The sequence below is a fragment of the Citrobacter sp. Cf136 genome, from assembly GCF_030333815.1.
GTDB classification, from domain to species: Bacteria; Pseudomonadota; Gammaproteobacteria; order Enterobacterales; family Enterobacteriaceae; genus Citrobacter; species Citrobacter freundii.
Genome location: NZ_JAOWFE010000037.1, coordinates 441,484 through 458,596 on the forward strand (window position 1 = coordinate 441,484; position 17,113 = coordinate 458,596).

The following is a 17,113-nucleotide window of genomic DNA, read 5'->3' on the forward strand; positions in this document are numbered from 1 at the left end:
CAGGTCGGTTTATAAGTGGTGAAAAACTGTGCGCGCTTCCCACAGCGCGACAATACGCTATTGCAAATGCAAATAGTTATCAATAATATTATCAATATATTTCACGCTAAATCATAAAATTTCACAATAAACATGGGGTTATGGCGGTGACGACGTTAAAGATGGGAAGCGAGGCGTGGTGGCAGTCAAAAAAAGGCCCGGAGTGGGAGCGTGAAGACAACGGAAATTATCGGGTAACCTTCTGGTGGCGTGACCCGCAGGGAACGGAGAAAGAGTCAGCCATTCATTGCGTGTGGGTCTATATCACTGGCGTCACCGATCATCATCAAAACGCTACCCCTCAGTCGATGCAACGCATTGATGGAACAAATGTTTGGTGCTGGCGTGTTTCTCTCAGCGCCAACTGGCGCGGCAGCTACTGTTTTATCCCGACAACACGAAACGATATCTTTTCCTCGCTGGCGGTGGGCGCAGCGCCTGACCGAAGCGTACTGCGTGAAGGCTGGCGGCAATTGCTGCCGCAGGCCATTGCCGATCCCCTTAATCCGCAGAGCTGGCAGGGCGGTCGCGGCCATGCGGTGTCTGCGCTGGAAATGCCGGAGGCGCCCGTACAGCCCGGATGGGATCGACCTGAAAACCCCGATTCACCCGCAGTTTGCCTGCAATGGCGGAGCGCCAGGCTTGGTAATACGCGTCGCGTATGGGTATTTACCACCGGAGAGGCCCAAGCGGAATCTCGTCCGCTGGCTATCCTGCTGGATGGGCAGTTTTGGGCACAGAGTATGCCGGTCTGGCCTGCGCTAACTTCACTTACGCATCGTGGACACCTTCCTCCTGCCGTTTATCTCCTGATTGATGCCATCGATACGGCTCACCGTAGCCGCGAACTGCCGTGTAACGCGGATTTTTGGTTGGCGGTACAAGAGGAGCTGTTGCCGCTGGTGAAGACGACGACCGCATTCAGTGACGATCCGCAGCGTACTGTGGTCGCCGGACAAAGTTTTGGCGGGTTGTCATCGCTGTATGCCGGGCTGAACTGGCCCGCGCGCTTTGGCTGTGTTCTTAGCCAGTCGGGCTCTTACTGGTGGCCGCATCGTGGTGGTGGTCAGGACGGGGCGATCGTCGAGCAACTGAAGACCGGGACCATCAGCGCTCAGGGACTGCGTATTGTCCTGGAAGCGGGGATCCGCGAGCCCATTATTTATCGCGCTAATCAGGCGTTATATGCCCAGTTACCTTCTGCACCACAGTCTATTTTCTGGCGTCAGGTTGATGGTGGACACGATGCGCTTTGTTGGCGCGGCGGTCTGATGCAAGGGCTAATGACGCTCTGGCAACCGCTTACCGACACGATTTAACCGGACGACATTCCACGACAGGAGTTGAGTATGGAATTCAGTAACCCCTTCGATAATCCGCAGGGCCAGTTTTACATTCTGCAAAATCCCCAACGTCAGTTTAGCCTTTGGCCGCAGCAGTGTTCACTTCCTGCTGGTTGGCAAATTGCTTGCGGACCCCAATCCCAGGAAGCCTGCCAGCAATGGCTGGATGCAAACTGGACCACGCTGACGCCCGCGAACTATGTCGATGTGCAGGAGGCTCCATGACTCAGCGTTTACCGTTAGTGGCGGCTCAGCCGGGGATCTGGATGGCGGAAAAACTCTCCACATTGCCCTCGGCGTGGAGCGTGGCGCACTACGTAGAATTAACCGGCGAACTGGACGCGTTGTTGCTGGCGAAAGCGGTTGTGGCGGGCCTGGAGCAGGCCGATACCTTGCGAATGCAGTTTAGCGAAGATAACGGTGAGGTCTGGCAATGGGTGGATCCTGCGCTCACTTTTGCGCAACCCGAAATCATCGATCTGCGCGAAAAATCCAACCCACATGAGGCGGCGCGTGCGTTGATGCAGGCAGACCTGCAGCAGGACATACGTGCTGACGGCAATAAGCCGCTGGTTTTTCACCAGCTTTTACAGGTGGGAGATAAACGTTGGTATTGGTATCAGCGTTACCATCATTTGCTGGTCGATGGCTTCAGCTTCCCGGCCATTACCCGCCAGATAGCCGCAATCTATCGCGCATGGCTAGATGGCGAGTCTACGCCAGACTCGTCTTTTACGCCGTTCGCCGAGGTGGTGGAAGAGTATCAACAGTACCGTCAAAGTGATGCCTGGCAACGCGACGGCGCCTTCTGGCGCGATCAGCGAAAGCAACTCCCACCTCCTGCTTCGCTGTCGAACAATCCGTTGCCGGGACGTTCGGCCAGCGCGGATATTATTCGCATGAAGTTAACCGCGCCTGAAGGAGCGTTTCGCCGACTTGCGGCACGCATGCCTGACGTTCAGCGTGCGGATCTGGCTCTGGCGCTGGTGGCGTTGTGGCTGGGACGCTTATGCAGCCGAATGGATTATGCCGCCGGGTTTATCTTTATGCGGCGTATGGGCTCGGCGGCGTTGACGTCCACTGGACCGGTTTTAAACGTTCTGCCATTTGGTGTGAGGCTGGATGCGGCAGAAAGCTTGCCTGCGCTTGCACAACGACTGGCCGGGCAGTTGAAGAAAATGCGTCGGCATCAACGTTATGATGCCGAACAAATCGTTCGCGACAGCGGGCGTGCAGCCAGTGCAGAGCCGCTGTTTGGCCCGGTGCTGAATGTGAAAATATTCGACTATCATCTGAATATTCCCGGCGTTCAGGCGCAAACTCATACGCTGGCGACAGGACCGGTGAACGATCTTGAACTGGCGTTGTTCCCGGATGAAAACGGCGGGCTGAGTATTGAAATCCTGGCCAATAAACAGCGCTACGATGCAGAAACGCTGGCGCAGCATGCCTCGCGTTTAATCGGGCTTATCGAGCAGTTTGCTGACAATCCGTCGCTATGCTGCGGCGACGCCGGGATGCTGTTGCCTACAGAACATGAGCGGCTGGCGAAGATTAACGACACGACCGTGGAGATCCCGTTCACTACGCTTAGCGCACTGGTGACACAGCAGGCCGATAAAACGCCGGATGCCCCGGCGCTGGCCGATGCCCGTTATCAGTTTAGCTATCGCGAAATGCGCCAGCAGGTCGTGGCGCTGGCGAGCCTTCTGCGCGAACGCGGCGTCCGTCCTGGCGACAGCGTAGCTGTGGCATTACCGCGTTCTGTGTTCCTGACGCTGGCGCTGCACGGTATTGTGGAAGCCGGAGCTGCCTGGCTGCCGTTGGATACCGGATACCCGGACGATCGCCTGCGGATGATGCTCGAAGACGCGAAGCCAAAATTGTTGATAGCGACTGAAGAGCAACTGGCGCGTTTTAGCGATATCCCAGGGCTGGAAAGTCTGTGCTATGACTCGCCGCTGCCAGCAGAAGATGCTGCTCCGTTGGCGCTATCTCAACCCAATCATACCGCCTATATCATTTTTACTTCCGGTTCTACCGGTAGACCAAAAGGGGTGATGGTTGGGCAAACCGCCATCGTTAACCGTCTGCTGTGGATGCAAAATCACTATCCGCTGACCGCAGATGATGTGGTGGCGCAAAAAACGCCATGCAGTTTTGACGTCTCGGTATGGGAGTTTTTCTGGCCGTTTATTGCCGGGGCAAAACTGGTCATGGCAGAACCTGAAGCGCACCGCGATCCGCTGGCGATGCAGCAGTTCTTTGCCCGTTATGGGGTGACGACCACGCACTTTGTCCCCTCTATGTTGGCCGCTTTTGTCGCTTCACTGACGCCGGAAACCGCGCGGGAGAGTTGTGCCTCTCTGAAACGGGTATTTTGCAGCGGCGAAGCCTTGCCAGTCGATTTATGCCGTGAGTGGGAGCAGTTGACTCATGCGCCACTGCACAATTTGTACGGACCAACGGAAGCTGCGGTCGATGTGAGCTGGTATCCGGCCTGGGGAGAAGATCTCGCTGCCGTAACCGGCAACAGCGTACCGATTGGCTATCCGGTATGGAATACCGGTTTACGCATTCTGGATGCCATGATGCGCCCGGTGCCTTTCGGCGTAGCGGGTGACCTGTATCTGACGGGGATCCAACTGGCGCAAGGCTATCTGGGGCGTCCGGATCTGACGGCGAGCCGCTTTATCGCCGATCCGTTTAGCGTCGGTGAACGTATGTACCGCACCGGAGATGTGGCGCGCTGGCTGGAAAATGGCGCGGTGGAATACCTCGGGCGCAGCGATGACCAGCTTAAAATTCGTGGACAGCGCATTGAGCTCGGCGAGATTGACCGGGTGATGCAGCAGTTGCCTGATGTCGAGCATGCCGTTGCCCATGCCTGCGTATTCAACCAGGCTGCGGCGACAGGCGGCGATGCGCGCCAACTGGTGGGGTATCTGGTGTCGCAATCGGGTTTGCCGCTGGATACGACTGTGTTGCGGGAACGTCTGCGCGAAAAACTGCCTGCGCACATGGTACCGACGGTATTGTTACAACTGGCGGAGTTGCCGCTTAGTGCGAACGGTAAACTGGATCGTAAAGCGCTACCGATGCCGCAGTTGACGTCGCGTGTTTCCGGGCGCGCACCGCGAACAGAGACTGAGACCACCATCGCGCAGTCTTTTGCGGCCTTGCTGGATTGTGAGGTGAATGATGTAGAGGCTGATTTCTTTGCGCTTGGTGGGCATTCGCTGCTGGCGATGAAGCTGGCAGCGCAGTTGAGCCGCATTTTTGAGCGTCAGGTGACGCCCGGGCAGATTATGGTGGCTTCCACCGTGGAACAACTGAGCGCATTGCTGGAGAGCAATGATGATGAACAGTCGCAGCGTCTGGGATTTGAGACGCTATTGCCACTGCGTGAAAGTCACGGCCCAACGTTGTTCTGCTTCCATCCGGCGTCGGGTTTTGCCTGGCAGTTTAGCGTGCTGTCGCGTTATCTCAGCCCTCAGTGGTCGATTATGGGTATTCAGTCGCCACGACCGGATGGCCCGATGCAGACGGCGGAAAATCTCGACTCGGTATGCGAACATCACCTGGCAACGCTGCTCAGTCAACAACCTCACGGACCTTACTATTTATTAGGTTATTCGCTGGGCGGCACGCTGGCACAGGGGATCGCCGCGCGCTTACATGCCAGAGGAGAGTCGGTTGCATTCCTCGGTCTGTTGGATACCTGGCCGCCAGAGACGCAAAACTGGCAAGAAAAAGAGGCCAATGGGCTGGATCCAGCGGTGCTGGCGGAGATCGAGCGTGAACGCGAAGCGTTTCTGGCGGCGCAGCAGGGGAATGCGTCAGAGGCCTTATTTAACGCGATCGAAGGCAACTACGCCGATGCGGTTCGCCTGCTCACCACGGCGCACAGCGTGCCGTTTGCAGGTCACGCCACGCTGTTCGTTGCTGAGCGTACCTTAGTGCCGGGTGTCAGCCCTGAACGTAGCTGGGCCCCGTGGATATCCAGTCTGGATGTTTACCGCCACGACTGCGCGCATGTTGATATTATTTCCCCCGTCTCGTTTGAGGTGATAGGGCCAATCATAAACACCCTGATCAATAAATCGGTATAACCAGACTTATTTCGTTATCGGAACGATCGAATAACTCCATAATGTAAATGATATGTTATGGAGTTGATCTTTCTTGGGGACAGAGGGCGATTAAAGGGGTGAATAAATTCCTAATATAATTTTTGGTAGGGCTTCCAGCACAAAGAGTGTTTCGGATTATTCTGACTAGCTGGTAGACTCCCCCCACAGAAGTGTTTTTCTTTTGGGAAAGTTTTCAGGTCACGCAACATGTCATCATTAAATATTAAGCAAGAGAACGTTTCGGAATTTACTGGCTATCCTCAGCCAGCGGCAAACGCAAATGAAATCGATTTAGTGAACCTAATCGAAATCTTATGGCGAGCAAGAACGAAAATTATCGCGACCGTTTTCGCCTTTGCTTGTGCGGGTATTCTGGTATCTTTCCTGCTTCCGCAAAAATGGACCAGTCAGGCAATCGTGACCCCCGCAGAACCGGTTCAGTGGCAGAGTCTCGAGAATACGTTGACCAAATTGCGCGTGCTGGATATGGATATTAGCGTTAGCCGTGGTGATGTGTTTAACCTGTTTATCAAAAAATTCCAGTCGCCTTCATTGTTAGAAGAATATCTGCGCTCTTCACCTTACGTGATGGATCAATTGAAAGGCGCTGATATCGACGAAATGGACCTGCACCGGGCAATCGTGAGGCTCAGTGAAAATATGAAAGCGACCGACAGCAATGCAGTAAAAAAGAATGAAACCTCGCTGTATACCGCATGGACTCTGAGTTTTACCGCGCCGCTAGCCGAAGAAGCCCAGTCTGTGCTGAAGGGCTATATCCAGTATATTTCTGATGTTGTAGTGAAAGAAACGCTGGAAGATATTCGCAATAAACTGTCCATCAAAACCAGCTTCGAGAAAGAAAGGCTGGAGATGGATCGCGTCAGGCTCAAGAACCAACTGGAAGCAAATATCCAGCGACTGAACTACTCGCTGGAGATTGCCAATGCCGCCGGGATTAAAAAGCCGGTCTACAGTAATGGCCAGGCGGTGAAGGATGACCCTGATTTCTCTATTTCACTGGGTGCTGACGGCATCGAACGTAAATTAGAAATAGAAAAATCAGTAACGGATGTTGCTGAAATTAACGGTGAATTACGTAATCGGCAGTATCACGTTGAGCAACTGTTAGCGATGAATGTGAGCGACGTAAAATTCACACCGTTTAAATATCAACTTACGCCTTCTCTGCCGGTGAAAAAAGATGGCCCGGCTAAATCAATGATCGTTATTCTGGCCGCATTACTGGGTGGAATGGTGGCGTGTGGTGGTGTTCTGCTGAACTATGCCATGGTGTCGCGTAAGCAAAAAATGACGTTTATTGATCAGCAACTGGTGTGATGAATTATCGTATGGCGGCAAGCCAGCCGCCTTACGATAACGCGTGTTATTTGCTGCGTCCAAGCGGCACTACTAACGGCGTTCCGGCAACTGGATCGTCGATAATCATACAGCGCAGTCCATAGATTTTTTCAATAAGCTGCGCGGTGACGATCTCCTTCGGTGCACCCTCGGCAATAATTTTTCCATCTCGCAGCGCAATCAGATGCGTCGCATAGCGACAGGCCTGATTCAGGTCGTGCAAAACGGCGGCCAGCGTGTAGCCTTTTTCCCGGTTTAACTCACTCAGCAGTTCCAGCAGATCGATCTGATGACTGATATCCAGCCAGGTGGTGGGTTCATCAAGCAGCATAATCGACGTTTCCTGCGCCAGCACCATCGCAATCCATGCACGTTGACGTTGTCCGCCGGAAAGGGTATCCACACTTTGTGATGCCAGGTGGGTGATACCCGTCGCCTGCATGGCGTTTGAGACCGCAATTTCATCCTCTTGCCGCCAGCGGGTAAACAGCGGCTGGTGCGGATAGCGCCCGCGGGCAACCAGCTCCTGTACCGTAATATCTCCCGGCGTGGTTGCATTTTGCGCCAGCAAACCTATTCGTCGGGCGACTTCCTTGCTGGCATAGTGTTGAATATGTTCGCCGTCGAGCCAGACCTTGCCGTTCGCGGGCGTCATCAGGCGACTAAGCGTGCGCAGCAATGTCGATTTCCCGCAGCCATTTGGCCCGATAATCGCGGTGAAGTGACCGTCGGGAATCGACACATTGAGGTTTTCCGCCACGGTAAACTTGCCATAACCCAGCGTTAACTGGTCGCCACGCAAACGGGCTACTGATTCGGTCATTTTTTGCGGGACTCCTGAATTAACAAGACGATAAGATAAATACCGCCGAGGCTTACGGTGACAACGCCCACCGGAAGCTGATAAGGCATAAACAGCTGTTGGGCGCATAAATCCGCCATCAACAGCAGCAACGCGCCGCACAGCGCTGACAGGGTTAATCCCCAGCGCGATGTGCCGCTTATACGTCGCGCGATATGCGGCGCGACAAGGGCAATAAACGAGATAGGACCCGCCAGCGCGGTGGCGGCAGCGGTCAGTACAACCGCAACCAGCATCATCATCAGACGCGAGCGCTCAACGCTGACACCAAGCGCACAGGCGCTGTCATCACCCATTTCCAGTAAGCGCATCCGGCGTACCAGCAATGTGGCGCATACCAGCATGATGATAATCAGCGGGGCAGACGGCCAGGTTTTGGCCCAGGTCAGGCCATTGAGCGATCCAGCGTTCCACAGTCCGGCCGTTAGCGCGGTTTCTAATGATGCTTTCAGCAGTAGCCAGGTGTTGAACGCCACCAGCATGGCGCGTATGCCGATACCAATAATAATTAGCCGGAAGGTGTCGATCCCATTGCGCCAGGCGAGCGCCCAGACCACCAGAGAAGTCAGGATCCCACCGAGCATGGCCGCCAGCGCGATCGCGGTAAGATGCTGTCCGAACAGCACCATTGCCACCAGCACACCGCTCCAGGCACCGGTATTAAAGCCCATCACATCCGGACTGCCCAAAGGGTTACGCATCAGCGACTGAAATATTGCGCCGCTCACGCCGAGCGCTGCGCCAATCAATAGCGCCATGAGCACGCGTGGCAAACGCCATTCGGTCACCACCAGGGTAATACTGCGCGGCGCATCGCCGAGCAGGGCGGCAATAATTTGCTGGGTTTCCAGCGTAACAACGCCGCTACGCAGGCTCCATAAACCAATGACGAGACAACCTGCAACCAGCAGCAGGCTGCTGATTATCAGGCGGCGGGAGAGGTGCATCATGCGCCACCCCCGCGCGATTTACGGCGTACCAGAAAGATAAGCACCGGCGCGCCGATGAAAGCGCTGACCACCGACACGCGCAGCTCGCCGGGAACAATCAGGCGACCGATGATATCGGCAATCAGTAACAGAGAAGGGGTTGCCAACAGGGTGACGGGCAGTGACCAGCGGTGATCCGCCCCCACTAGCCAGCGCGCCATGTGAGGTATCATCAGGCCGATAAAGGCGATAGGACCGACAATCGCGGTCGCGCTGCCGCACAGTACGGTAATAACCAGCAGGCCAATAAACTGTGTGCGAGCGACTTTACTACCAAGCGCGGTAGCTGTGTCGCTCCCGAGGCTCAGGCTATTCAGGGCGCGACTGAGGAACAGTGCGACAGCCGCGGCAATCAGTACTGGTACCAATACAACCTTCAGCGTTTGCAGGCTGCGGATATCCAGTGAGCCAGCTTGCCAGAAACGCAACTGATCGTAAACGTCCGGGTTGAGCAGGGCGATGCCGGTGGATAATCCTTCCAGCACCGCGCCCAGGGCAACGCCCGCCAGCGTCAAACGTACCGGGCTTAACTGCCCACCGCCCTGACTACCGGTAAAAGCTACGATCAGCGACGCAGCCAGCGCACCGCAAAAGGCCATCAGCAGTTGCTCTTGCGCAGAGGAAAAGCCGAACAGCGCGGCGCCCAGCACAATAGCGAAGCTGGCACCGGAGTTGACACCCAGAATGCCGGGATCGGCGAGAGGGTTACGAGTGAGCGTTTGCATTAATGCGCCAGCCAGGCCCAGCGCACCACCGGCGAGCAGCCCCGCCAGCGTGCGTGGGAGTCGCGCGTCAAGCACGATGGTGCAATCAGCGCTTTGACAACTGCCGGTGAGCGCATCCAGCACCACGGAGGCAGGTAGCGACTTGGCGCCAATAACCAGACTTAATACCGTGGTTAGAACAAGTAATAACAATAGTCCGGGCACGGCGAAGGCGCGTGTCGCGGAAACAGAGCATGACATATCAACTTCCCTGATAATGATAGTAATTATCGTTATCGATCTTATTTGGATATGTTAGCATGTGCAGCCATCGAATGGATATTGAAAAAGTACCTGGTAAGGCTCTGTAATGAATCGACAATCATGGCTGCTCAATCTCAGCCTGTTAAAGACCCACCCTGCATTTCGTGCAGTCTTCCTCGCCCGTTTTATTTCCATTGTCTCTCTGGGGCTACTCGGCGTAGCGGTTCCGGTACAAATCCAGATGATGACCCAGTCGACCTGGCAGGTCGGTTTGTCGGTGACGCTGACCGGCAGTGCAATGTTTATTGGCCTGATGGTGGGCGGTGTGCTGGCCGACCGCTATGAGCGTAAAAAAGTGATCCTGCTGGCGCGTGGTACCTGTGGCATTGGCTTTATTGGCCTGTGTTTGAATGCGTTACTTCCCGAACCGTCGTTACTGGCAATTTATCTGCTTGGCTTATGGGACGGTTTCTTTGCTTCGCTGGGCGTGACTGCTTTACTGGCAGCGACGCCAGCGCTGGTCGGGCGGGAGAATCTGATGCAGGCCGGGGCGATTACCATGCTGACGGTACGTCTGGGATCGGTAATTTCGCCGATGCTTGGCGGGGTGTTGCTCGCGACCGGCGGCGTGGCCTGGAACTACGGACTGGCGGCGGCGGGGACCTTCATTACCTTACTACCGTTGCTGAGTCTTCCCGCGTTGCCGCCTCCGCCGCAGCCGCGTGAGCATCCGCTGAAATCGCTGCTGGCAGCATTCCGCTTTCTGCTTGCCAGCCCACTGATTGGCGGCATTGCACTGCTCGGTGGTCTGTTAACCATGGCGAGCGCCGTGCGCGTGCTGTATCCGGCGTTGGCGATTAACTGGCACATGTCGAGTGCGCAAATTGGCCTGCTGTATGCGGCTATTCCGCTGGGGGCAGCCGTGGGTGCATTGACCAGCGGACAACTGGCGCACAGTCTTCGTCCGGGACTGATCATGCTGGCATCGACCGTGGCTTCATTTCTGGCTATCGGTCTGTTTGGCTTGATGCCCATTTGGCAGCTTGGTGTGGTTTGTCTGGCGCTGTTCGGCTGGTTGAGTGCGGTCAGCTCTTTGTTGCAGTACACCCTGTTACAGACGCAGACGCCGGAAGCGATGCTCGGGCGAATTAATGGTTTGTGGACCGCGCAGAACGTCACCGGTGATGCCATTGGCGCGGCGTTGTTAGGTGGTCTGGGCGCGATGATGACGCCGGTTGCTTCGGCAAGCGTGAGTGGGTTTGGGCTGGTGATTGTCGGTCTTTTATTGCTGCTGTTGTTGGGAGAAGTGCGCCGATTCCGGCAAGTCCCCGTGAATGTCTGATCGCGTTGTGCTCTACGGATTGTAGGCCGGATAAGGCGTTAGCCGCATCCGGCGCTGGCAATTAAAACAGAGCCGACAGACGTTGCAGCAGCAGCATTGCGCTGTAGTAGTCGAGACGGAAGGTTTCCGTACCCAGGGCGTAAACACGTTTATTTTGCACGGCTGGCAGATGCGCCAGAAGCGGATTAGCGTAAATAGCATCGGCATCTTTGCTGTCGCCAGCAAACAGGAACAGCGCTTCGCCGTTCAGGCCTGCCGCCAGGTTCTCACCGCCAAGCTGGATGATATCGTGGCGTTTGCCCTGACTCTGGCTGGTATGCAAGTTGGCAGGCAGCGTTGCCAGCGTGAACCCTAACTGCTCCATCAGCTTGCCTTGCGCTGACTCGGGCGTCCACAGATTGGCGCTGTGCGCCGCGGCGGTATATACCAGCGCACTGACCGGCTGTGGTGGCAGGGTAATACGTTGCTTAACTGCCTGTAGTTGCTTATCAAACTCGGCAATACGCGCAGCAGCCTGTTGCTCCTGACCGGTAATTTCACCTAACTGGGTCAGCAGCGACTGCCAGCTTTTATCGTCGTAATTAATGATGAGCGTTGGCGCAATGGTGGACAGCTGATCGTACAGCGCGAGGGCAGAATCGCCCCCGGTGGCGCTTACCAGAATCAAATCCGGCATTTGAGCTGCGACGGCCTCGGCGCTAGGTTCGCCGATATACAGGCGGCTCAGTTTGCGTTCTTTTGCCACTTCGCTCCACTGGCGTAAAAAGCCCTGCGCATCGCCGATGCGATTGTTCGGCGTAGTGGCACCGCTGGCGATGACCGGGGCATCAATCGCCAGCAGCGAACCGGTGAGGGTCACGCTGGTGGAGACAATTCGCTGCGGTTTATGCTCCAGCGTATGCGTGCCGCGGCTGTCAGTAACCTGACGCGGCCAGTCGGCGGCGTGACCTGAAGAAATTCCTGAAAGAGATAAACCTGCCAGTAAGAGCACGGTGCGGCAAAAATAGGGGAGACTCACGAATCAGCTTCCTGTTATCAGTATGAGTAATGCTTCTCATTTTCATTGTTAGCGAGCAAGGATGCAAGCCAAAGTCGCACATTGTGCTACCACAAGAGTTGACATACCGCCGCTTTACTTTTAGGTTAGCGACCGAAAATATAAATGATAATCATTATTAGAGCCTTTATCATTTTTGGAGGATGATATGGATACGTCACTGGCCGAGGAAAAAACGCAGACTATGCCGACGCTCGCTCCCGACAGTTTTTTCTTTATGTCGCCGTACCGTAGTTTTACGACGTCAGGATGCTTCGCCCGCTATGCGGAACCGGCAATTGATGGCGATTCGCCAGACAGCCCTTTCCAACAAAAAATGAACGCACTGTTTGCTGATGCCAAATCACAGGGTATCGCGAACCCTGTCATGGTCGGGGCGATTCCCTTTGATACCCGCCAGCCATCATCGCTGTTTATTCCCCAATCGTGGCAGAGCTTTTCTCGTACGGCGAAGCAGCAATCATCACGTTACTTTACCGCGCATCAGTCGCTGAACGTCGTGGAACGTAAATCGATCCCGGAACAGGACTTTTTTGAAGATATGGTCGCCCGGGCGGCTGCGCTGACGTCTACTCCGGAAGTCGACAAAGTGGTGTTGTCACGCCTGATCGATATCACCACCGATGCCAACATTGACAGTGGTGCGCTGCTGGAGCGTCTGGTGGCGCAAAATCCAGCGAGCTACAACTTCCATGTGCCGATTGAAGACGGCGGCGTATTGATTGGTGCCAGCCCGGAATTGCTTCTGCGCAAAGAAGGCGAGCGTTTCAGTTCTCTGCCGCTGGCGGGCTCTGCACGTCGTCAGCCTGATGATGTGCTGGATCGCGAAGCAGGGATCCGCCTGCTGGCATCTGAGAAGGACCGCCATGAGCACGAACTGGTGACGCAAGCGATGAAAACGGTATTGCGCGATCGCAGCCGTGAACTGCAACTGCCTTCTTCTCCGCAGCTGGTTACTACGCCGACGCTCTGGCACCTCGGCACGCCGTTTGAAGGTAAAGCCAACGCGCAGGAAAACGCCCTGACGCTGGCGTGCCTGTTGCACCCGACGCCTGCGCTGAGTGGCTTCCCACATCAGGTTGCGCGCAAGCTTATCGCCGAGCTGGAGCCGTTCGATCGCGAACTGTTCGGCGGTATTGTCGGCTGGTGTGATGCCGAAGGTAACGGTGAGTGGGTGGTGACGATCCGCTGTGCGAAGCTGCTGCGCAATCAAGTGCGTTTCTTTGCCGGAGCAGGAATTGTTCCAGCCTCTTCCCCGGTTGCGGAATGGCGTGAAACGGGGGCCAAGCTATCCACGATGTTGAATGTTTTTGGACTGCATTAAGAGCCTTGTGGACTGGTTTTAAGGAGCAAAAATGAGTATTCCATTCACCCGCTGGCCGGAAGAGTTTGCCCGCAGGTATCGTGAAAAAGGTTACTGGCAGGATTTGCCGCTGACCGACATTCTGACCCGTCACGCCGACAGCGACCATACGGCGGTTATTGATGGTGAACGCCACCTGAGCTATCGCCAGCTGAATCAGGCCGCTGACAATCTAGCCTGCAGTTTGCGTCGCCAAGGGATTAAACCCGGTGAAACCGCGCTGGTACAACTGGGCAATGTGGCTGAGCTGTATATCACCTTCTTTGCGTTACTCAAGCTGGGCGTAGCTCCGGTGTTGGCCCTGTTCAGCCATCAGCGTAACGAACTCAACGCCTATGCCAAACAGATTGAACCGGCGTTGCTGATTGCCGATCGCCAGCATACGCTGTTTAGCGGGGACGATTTTCTAAACGCTTTTGTGGCCGAACACAATTCAGTGCGCGTGGTGCAACTGCACAACGACGAAGGTGAACACAATCTGCAAACGGCGATAAGCCAACCTGCGACTGATTTTACTGCTACACCGTCGCCCGCTGATGAGGTGGCGTACTTCCAGCTTTCCGGCGGGACGACCGGGACGCCAAAGCTGATTCCTCGCACTCATAACGATTACTACTACAGCGTGCGTCGCAGCAATGAGATTTGCCGCTTCACCGGGGAAACGCGTTATTTATGCGCAATCCCGGCGGCGCATAACTACGCCATGAGTTCGCCAGGCGCGCTGGGTGTGTTCCTGGCCGGCGGCACCGTCGTGCTGGCGGCCGACCCTAGCGCTACCCTGTGTTTCCCGCTGATTGAACAGCATCAGGTTAACGTCACGGCGCTGGTGCCACCTGCGGTGAGCCTGTGGTTGCAGGCGATTGCGGAGTGGGGCCGCAATGCGCAATTGGCTTCGCTGAAACTGCTACAGGTCGGTGGAGCGAGACTTTCCGCCACGCTTGCGGCGCGTATTCCGGCTGAGATTGGCTGCCAGTTGCAGCAGGTCTTCGGCATGGCGGAAGGGCTGGTGAACTACACCCGTCTGGACGACAGTCCTGAGCGCATCATCAATACCCAGGGTCGCCCGATGTGTCCTGATGATGAAGTCTGGGTAGCAGACGCTGACGGCAACCCCTTAGCCCAGGGAGAGACCGGACGCCTGATGACACGTGGTCCGTACACCTTCCGTGGTTATTTCAAAAGCCCTGAGCATAATGCCAGCGCCTTTGACGCCAACGGCTTTTACTGTTCCGGCGATCTGATCGCTATCGACCCGGATGGCTACATCACCGTTCAGGGACGCGAAAAGGATCAGATCAACCGCGGCGGGGAGAAGATCGCTGCTGAAGAGATTGAAAACCTGCTGCTGCGCCATCCAATGGTTATCCATGCCGCGCTGGTCAGTATGGATGACGAACTGATGGGCGAGAAAAGCTGTGCCTGGCTTGTGGTAAAAGAGCCGCTGCGCGCGGTTCAGGTGCGCCGTTTTCTGCGCGAACAGGGTGTGGCGGAATTCAAATTACCCGATCGTGTTGAGTGCGTTGAGTCATTACCGCTGACTCCAGTGGGGAAGGTAGATAAAAAACAATTACGTCAGTGGCTGGCATCACGTTCACTGGTCTGAAGGAGAAATAGAAATGGCAATTCCTAAACTGCAGGCTTATGCGCTACCAACGGCGCTCGATATTCCGGTGAACAAAGTCGACTGGGCATTTGACCCTGAACGCGCCGCGCTGCTGATCCACGACATGCAGGATTATTTTATCGGCTTTTGGGGCGATAACTGTCCGATGATGGAGCAGGTCGTCGCGAACATCGCCGCGCTGCGCCAGTACTGCAAAGAGCATAATATTCCGGTGTATTACACCGCTCAACCGAAAGAGCAGAGTGATGAAGACCGCGCTCTGCTCAATGATATGTGGGGGCCGGGCCTGACGCGTTCGCCGGAACAACAAAAGATTGTTGAGGCGCTGGCGCCGGATGAAGCGGATACCATTCTTGTGAAATGGCGTTATAGCGCATTCCATCGCTCCCCGCTGGAACAGATGCTCAAGGAAACCGGGCGTAATCAACTGATCATTACCGGGGTGTATGCACATATTGGTTGTATGACCACCGCAACGGACGCTTTCATGCGTAACATCAAGCCGTTTATGGTTGCCGATGCGCTGGCGGACTTTAGCCGTGACGAACACTTGATGTCGCTGAACTACGTAGCGGGACGTTCCGGGCGTGTGGTTATGACCCAGGAATTATTACCGACGCCGGTTCCGGCCAGTAAAGATGCGTTGCGCAGCATTATTCTGCCGCTGCTGGATGAGTCCGAAGAGCCGATGGATGACGAAAACCTGATCGACTATGGGCTGGATTCCGTGCGCATGATGGCGCTGGCGGCGCGTTGGCGTAAGGTTCATGGTGACATTGATTTCGTGATGCTGGCGAAAAAACCGACCATTGACGCATGGTGGGCGCTGCTCTCCCGCGAGGTGAAGTAATGGCCGGATTTGATTTTGCCGGGAAAACCGTCTGGGTAACCGGGGCGGGAAAAGGGATTGGCTACACCACGGCGCTGGCGTTTGCGAATGCAGGTGCTGAGGTGACTGGATTCGATCGCGAATTTCCTCAGGATAACTACCCGTTTACGACCGAAGTGCTGGATGTGGCGAATGCCGGACAGGTAGCTGAGGTGTGCCAGCGCGTCCTCAAAGCGCGCGAGCGTTTGGATGTGTTGGTCAATGCCGCAGGTATTTTGCGTATGGGTGCCACCGATGCGCTAAGCGCTGAGGAGTGGCAGCAGACGTTTGCGGTTAACGTTGGCGGAGCGTTCAATCTGTTTCAGCAGACGATGGCGCAGTTTCGTCGCCAGCAGGGCGGGGCGATCGTGACCGTCGCGTCGGATGCGGCGCACACGCCGCGTATCGGCATGAGTGCTTACGGTGCGTCAAAGGCCGCGTTGAAAAGCCTGGCTCTGACCGTCGGACTTGAACTGGCAGGCAGCGGTGTGCGTTGTAACGTGGTTTCTCCGGGTTCGACCGATACCGACATGCAGCGTACGCTGTGGGTCAGCGATGACGCGGAGCAACAGCGCATTCGTGGATTTGGCGAGCAGTTTAAGCTTGGGATTCCGCTGGGGAAAATCGCCCGGCCGCAAGAGATCACCAACACTATTTTATTCCTCGCTTCCGATCTGGCCAGCCACATTACATTACAGGATATCGTGGTGGACGGCGGTTCCACGCTGGGGGCATGACGATGATCTGGAAACGTCATTTGACGCTGGATGAACTCAATGCCACCAGTCAGAACACAATGGTGGCGCATCTGGGAATGGTCTATACACGACTGGGTGATGATGTGCTGGAAGCCGAAATGCCGGTGGATAGCCGAACGCATCAGCCGTTTGGCCTGCTGCATGGCGGCGCGTCGGCGGCCCTGGCGGAAACGTTGGGTTCGATGGCGGGTTATCTGATGACGCGCGACGGGGAGTGTGTGGTGGGGACGGAACTAAACGCCACGCATCATCGGGCGGTATCGCAGGGGAAAGTACGCGGCGTTTGTCAGCCGTTGCATCTTGGGCGTCAAAATCAAAGCTGGGAAATCGTCATCTTTGATGAGCAGGGACGACGCTGTTGCACCTGCCGTTTAGGCACGGCGGTGATGGGGTGAAAGATAAAAC

The 17,113-nt window shown here is 55.8% G+C and carries 14 protein-coding genes; 10 read left to right on the forward strand and 4 right to left on the reverse strand.

Annotation, left to right across the window (positions count from 1 at the left end; translation table 11 throughout):
* Nucleotides 1–140: 140 nt before the first annotated feature.
* The 4 genes from fes to wzz(fepE) all read left to right on the forward strand — a co-directional run bounded on the left by fes (nucleotide 141) and on the right by wzz(fepE) (nucleotide 6,856).
* Nucleotides 141–1,358 (forward strand): enterochelin esterase, encoded by a 1,218-nt coding sequence (gene fes, locus OGV98_RS15865; protein ID WP_202580697.1) that lies wholly within the window; start codon nucleotides 141–143, stop codon nucleotides 1,356–1,358.
* Nucleotides 1,359–1,388: 30 nt separating this feature from the next.
* The gene (locus OGV98_RS15870) at nucleotides 1,389–1,607 is read left to right on the forward strand and encodes an MbtH family protein (protein WP_016149761.1); all 219 of its coding nucleotides are present in this window, start codon (nucleotides 1,389–1,391) and stop codon (nucleotides 1,605–1,607) included.
* Nucleotides 1,604–5,494, forward strand: coding sequence for an enterobactin non-ribosomal peptide synthetase EntF (gene entF / locus OGV98_RS15875; RefSeq protein WP_202580696.1), 3,891 nt, complete (start codon nucleotides 1,604–1,606; stop codon nucleotides 5,492–5,494). Before OGV98_RS15870 ends, entF begins: the two co-directional genes overlap by 4 nt.
* 228 nt (nucleotides 5,495–5,722) lie before the next feature.
* Nucleotides 5,723–6,856, forward strand: coding sequence for an LPS O-antigen length regulator Wzz(fepE) (gene wzz(fepE) / locus OGV98_RS15880; RefSeq protein ID WP_200010891.1), 1,134 nt, complete (start codon nucleotides 5,723–5,725; stop codon nucleotides 6,854–6,856).
* A gap of 46 nt (nucleotides 6,857–6,902) precedes the next feature.
* Here wzz(fepE) and fepC read toward each other — a convergent pair whose 3' ends face one another.
* From fepC to fepD, 3 genes are read right to left on the reverse strand one after another with little or no spacing between them, the layout of a single operon-like run.
* Entirely contained in the window at nucleotides 6,903–7,700 is a 798-nt protein-coding gene (gene fepC, locus OGV98_RS15885) for an iron-enterobactin ABC transporter ATP-binding protein (RefSeq protein WP_003022023.1), read from the reverse strand.
* The gene (fepG, locus tag OGV98_RS15890) at nucleotides 7,697–8,689 is read right to left on the reverse strand and encodes an iron-enterobactin ABC transporter permease (protein WP_003022026.1); all 993 of its coding nucleotides are present in this window, start codon (nucleotides 8,687–8,689) and stop codon (nucleotides 7,697–7,699) included. Before fepG ends, fepC begins: the two co-directional genes overlap by 4 nt.
* The gene (gene fepD / locus OGV98_RS15895; protein WP_003835646.1) at nucleotides 8,686–9,693 is read right to left on the reverse strand and encodes a Fe(3+)-siderophore ABC transporter permease; all 1,008 of its coding nucleotides are present in this window, start codon (nucleotides 9,691–9,693) and stop codon (nucleotides 8,686–8,688) included. Before fepD ends, fepG begins: the two co-directional genes overlap by 4 nt.
* A 109-nt stretch (nucleotides 9,694–9,802) precedes the next feature.
* Between fepD and entS the strand changes: the two genes are divergently transcribed.
* The gene (gene entS, locus OGV98_RS15900) at nucleotides 9,803–11,038 is read left to right on the forward strand and encodes an enterobactin transporter EntS (RefSeq protein ID WP_003847435.1); all 1,236 of its coding nucleotides are present in this window, start codon (nucleotides 9,803–9,805) and stop codon (nucleotides 11,036–11,038) included.
* A gap of 61 nt (nucleotides 11,039–11,099) precedes the next feature.
* Here the strand turns inward: entS and fepB are convergent, their stop codons facing one another.
* Complete coding sequence (gene fepB, locus OGV98_RS15905) at nucleotides 11,100–12,056, reverse strand: Fe2+-enterobactin ABC transporter substrate-binding protein (protein WP_049002148.1); 957 nt, start codon at nucleotides 12,054–12,056, stop codon at nucleotides 11,100–11,102.
* 187 nt (nucleotides 12,057–12,243) lie between these two features.
* On the opposite strand from fepB, the gene entC reads away from it, so the two are divergent.
* The 5 genes from entC to entH are packed head-to-tail and all read left to right on the forward strand — an operon-like array spanning nucleotide 12,244 to nucleotide 17,103.
* Nucleotides 12,244–13,419 (forward strand): isochorismate synthase EntC, encoded by a 1,176-nt coding sequence (gene entC / locus OGV98_RS15910; protein WP_044712743.1) that lies wholly within the window; start codon nucleotides 12,244–12,246, stop codon nucleotides 13,417–13,419.
* Between the two features lie 31 nt (nucleotides 13,420–13,450).
* On the forward strand, nucleotides 13,451–15,061 hold the full coding sequence (gene entE, locus OGV98_RS15915) for a (2,3-dihydroxybenzoyl)adenylate synthase EntE (protein ID WP_202580694.1): 1,611 nt from the start codon (nucleotides 13,451–13,453) through the stop codon (nucleotides 15,059–15,061).
* 13 nt (nucleotides 15,062–15,074) lie between these two features.
* Nucleotides 15,075–15,932 carry an isochorismatase gene (locus OGV98_RS15920; protein ID WP_202580693.1) on the forward strand — a complete coding sequence of 286 codons (858 nt, stop codon included), beginning with the start codon at nucleotides 15,075–15,077 and terminating at the stop codon, nucleotides 15,930–15,932.
* On the forward strand, nucleotides 15,932–16,687 hold the full coding sequence (gene entA / locus OGV98_RS15925) for a 2,3-dihydro-2,3-dihydroxybenzoate dehydrogenase EntA (protein WP_003022049.1): 756 nt from the start codon (nucleotides 15,932–15,934) through the stop codon (nucleotides 16,685–16,687). Before OGV98_RS15920 ends, entA begins: the two co-directional genes overlap by 1 nt.
* 2 nt (nucleotides 16,688–16,689) lie before the next feature.
* Nucleotides 16,690–17,103: a proofreading thioesterase EntH gene (entH, locus tag OGV98_RS15930; RefSeq protein ID WP_071688071.1), complete on the forward strand. Its 414-nt coding sequence runs from the start codon at nucleotides 16,690–16,692 to the stop codon at nucleotides 17,101–17,103.
* Nucleotides 17,104–17,113: the final 10 nt, after the last annotated feature.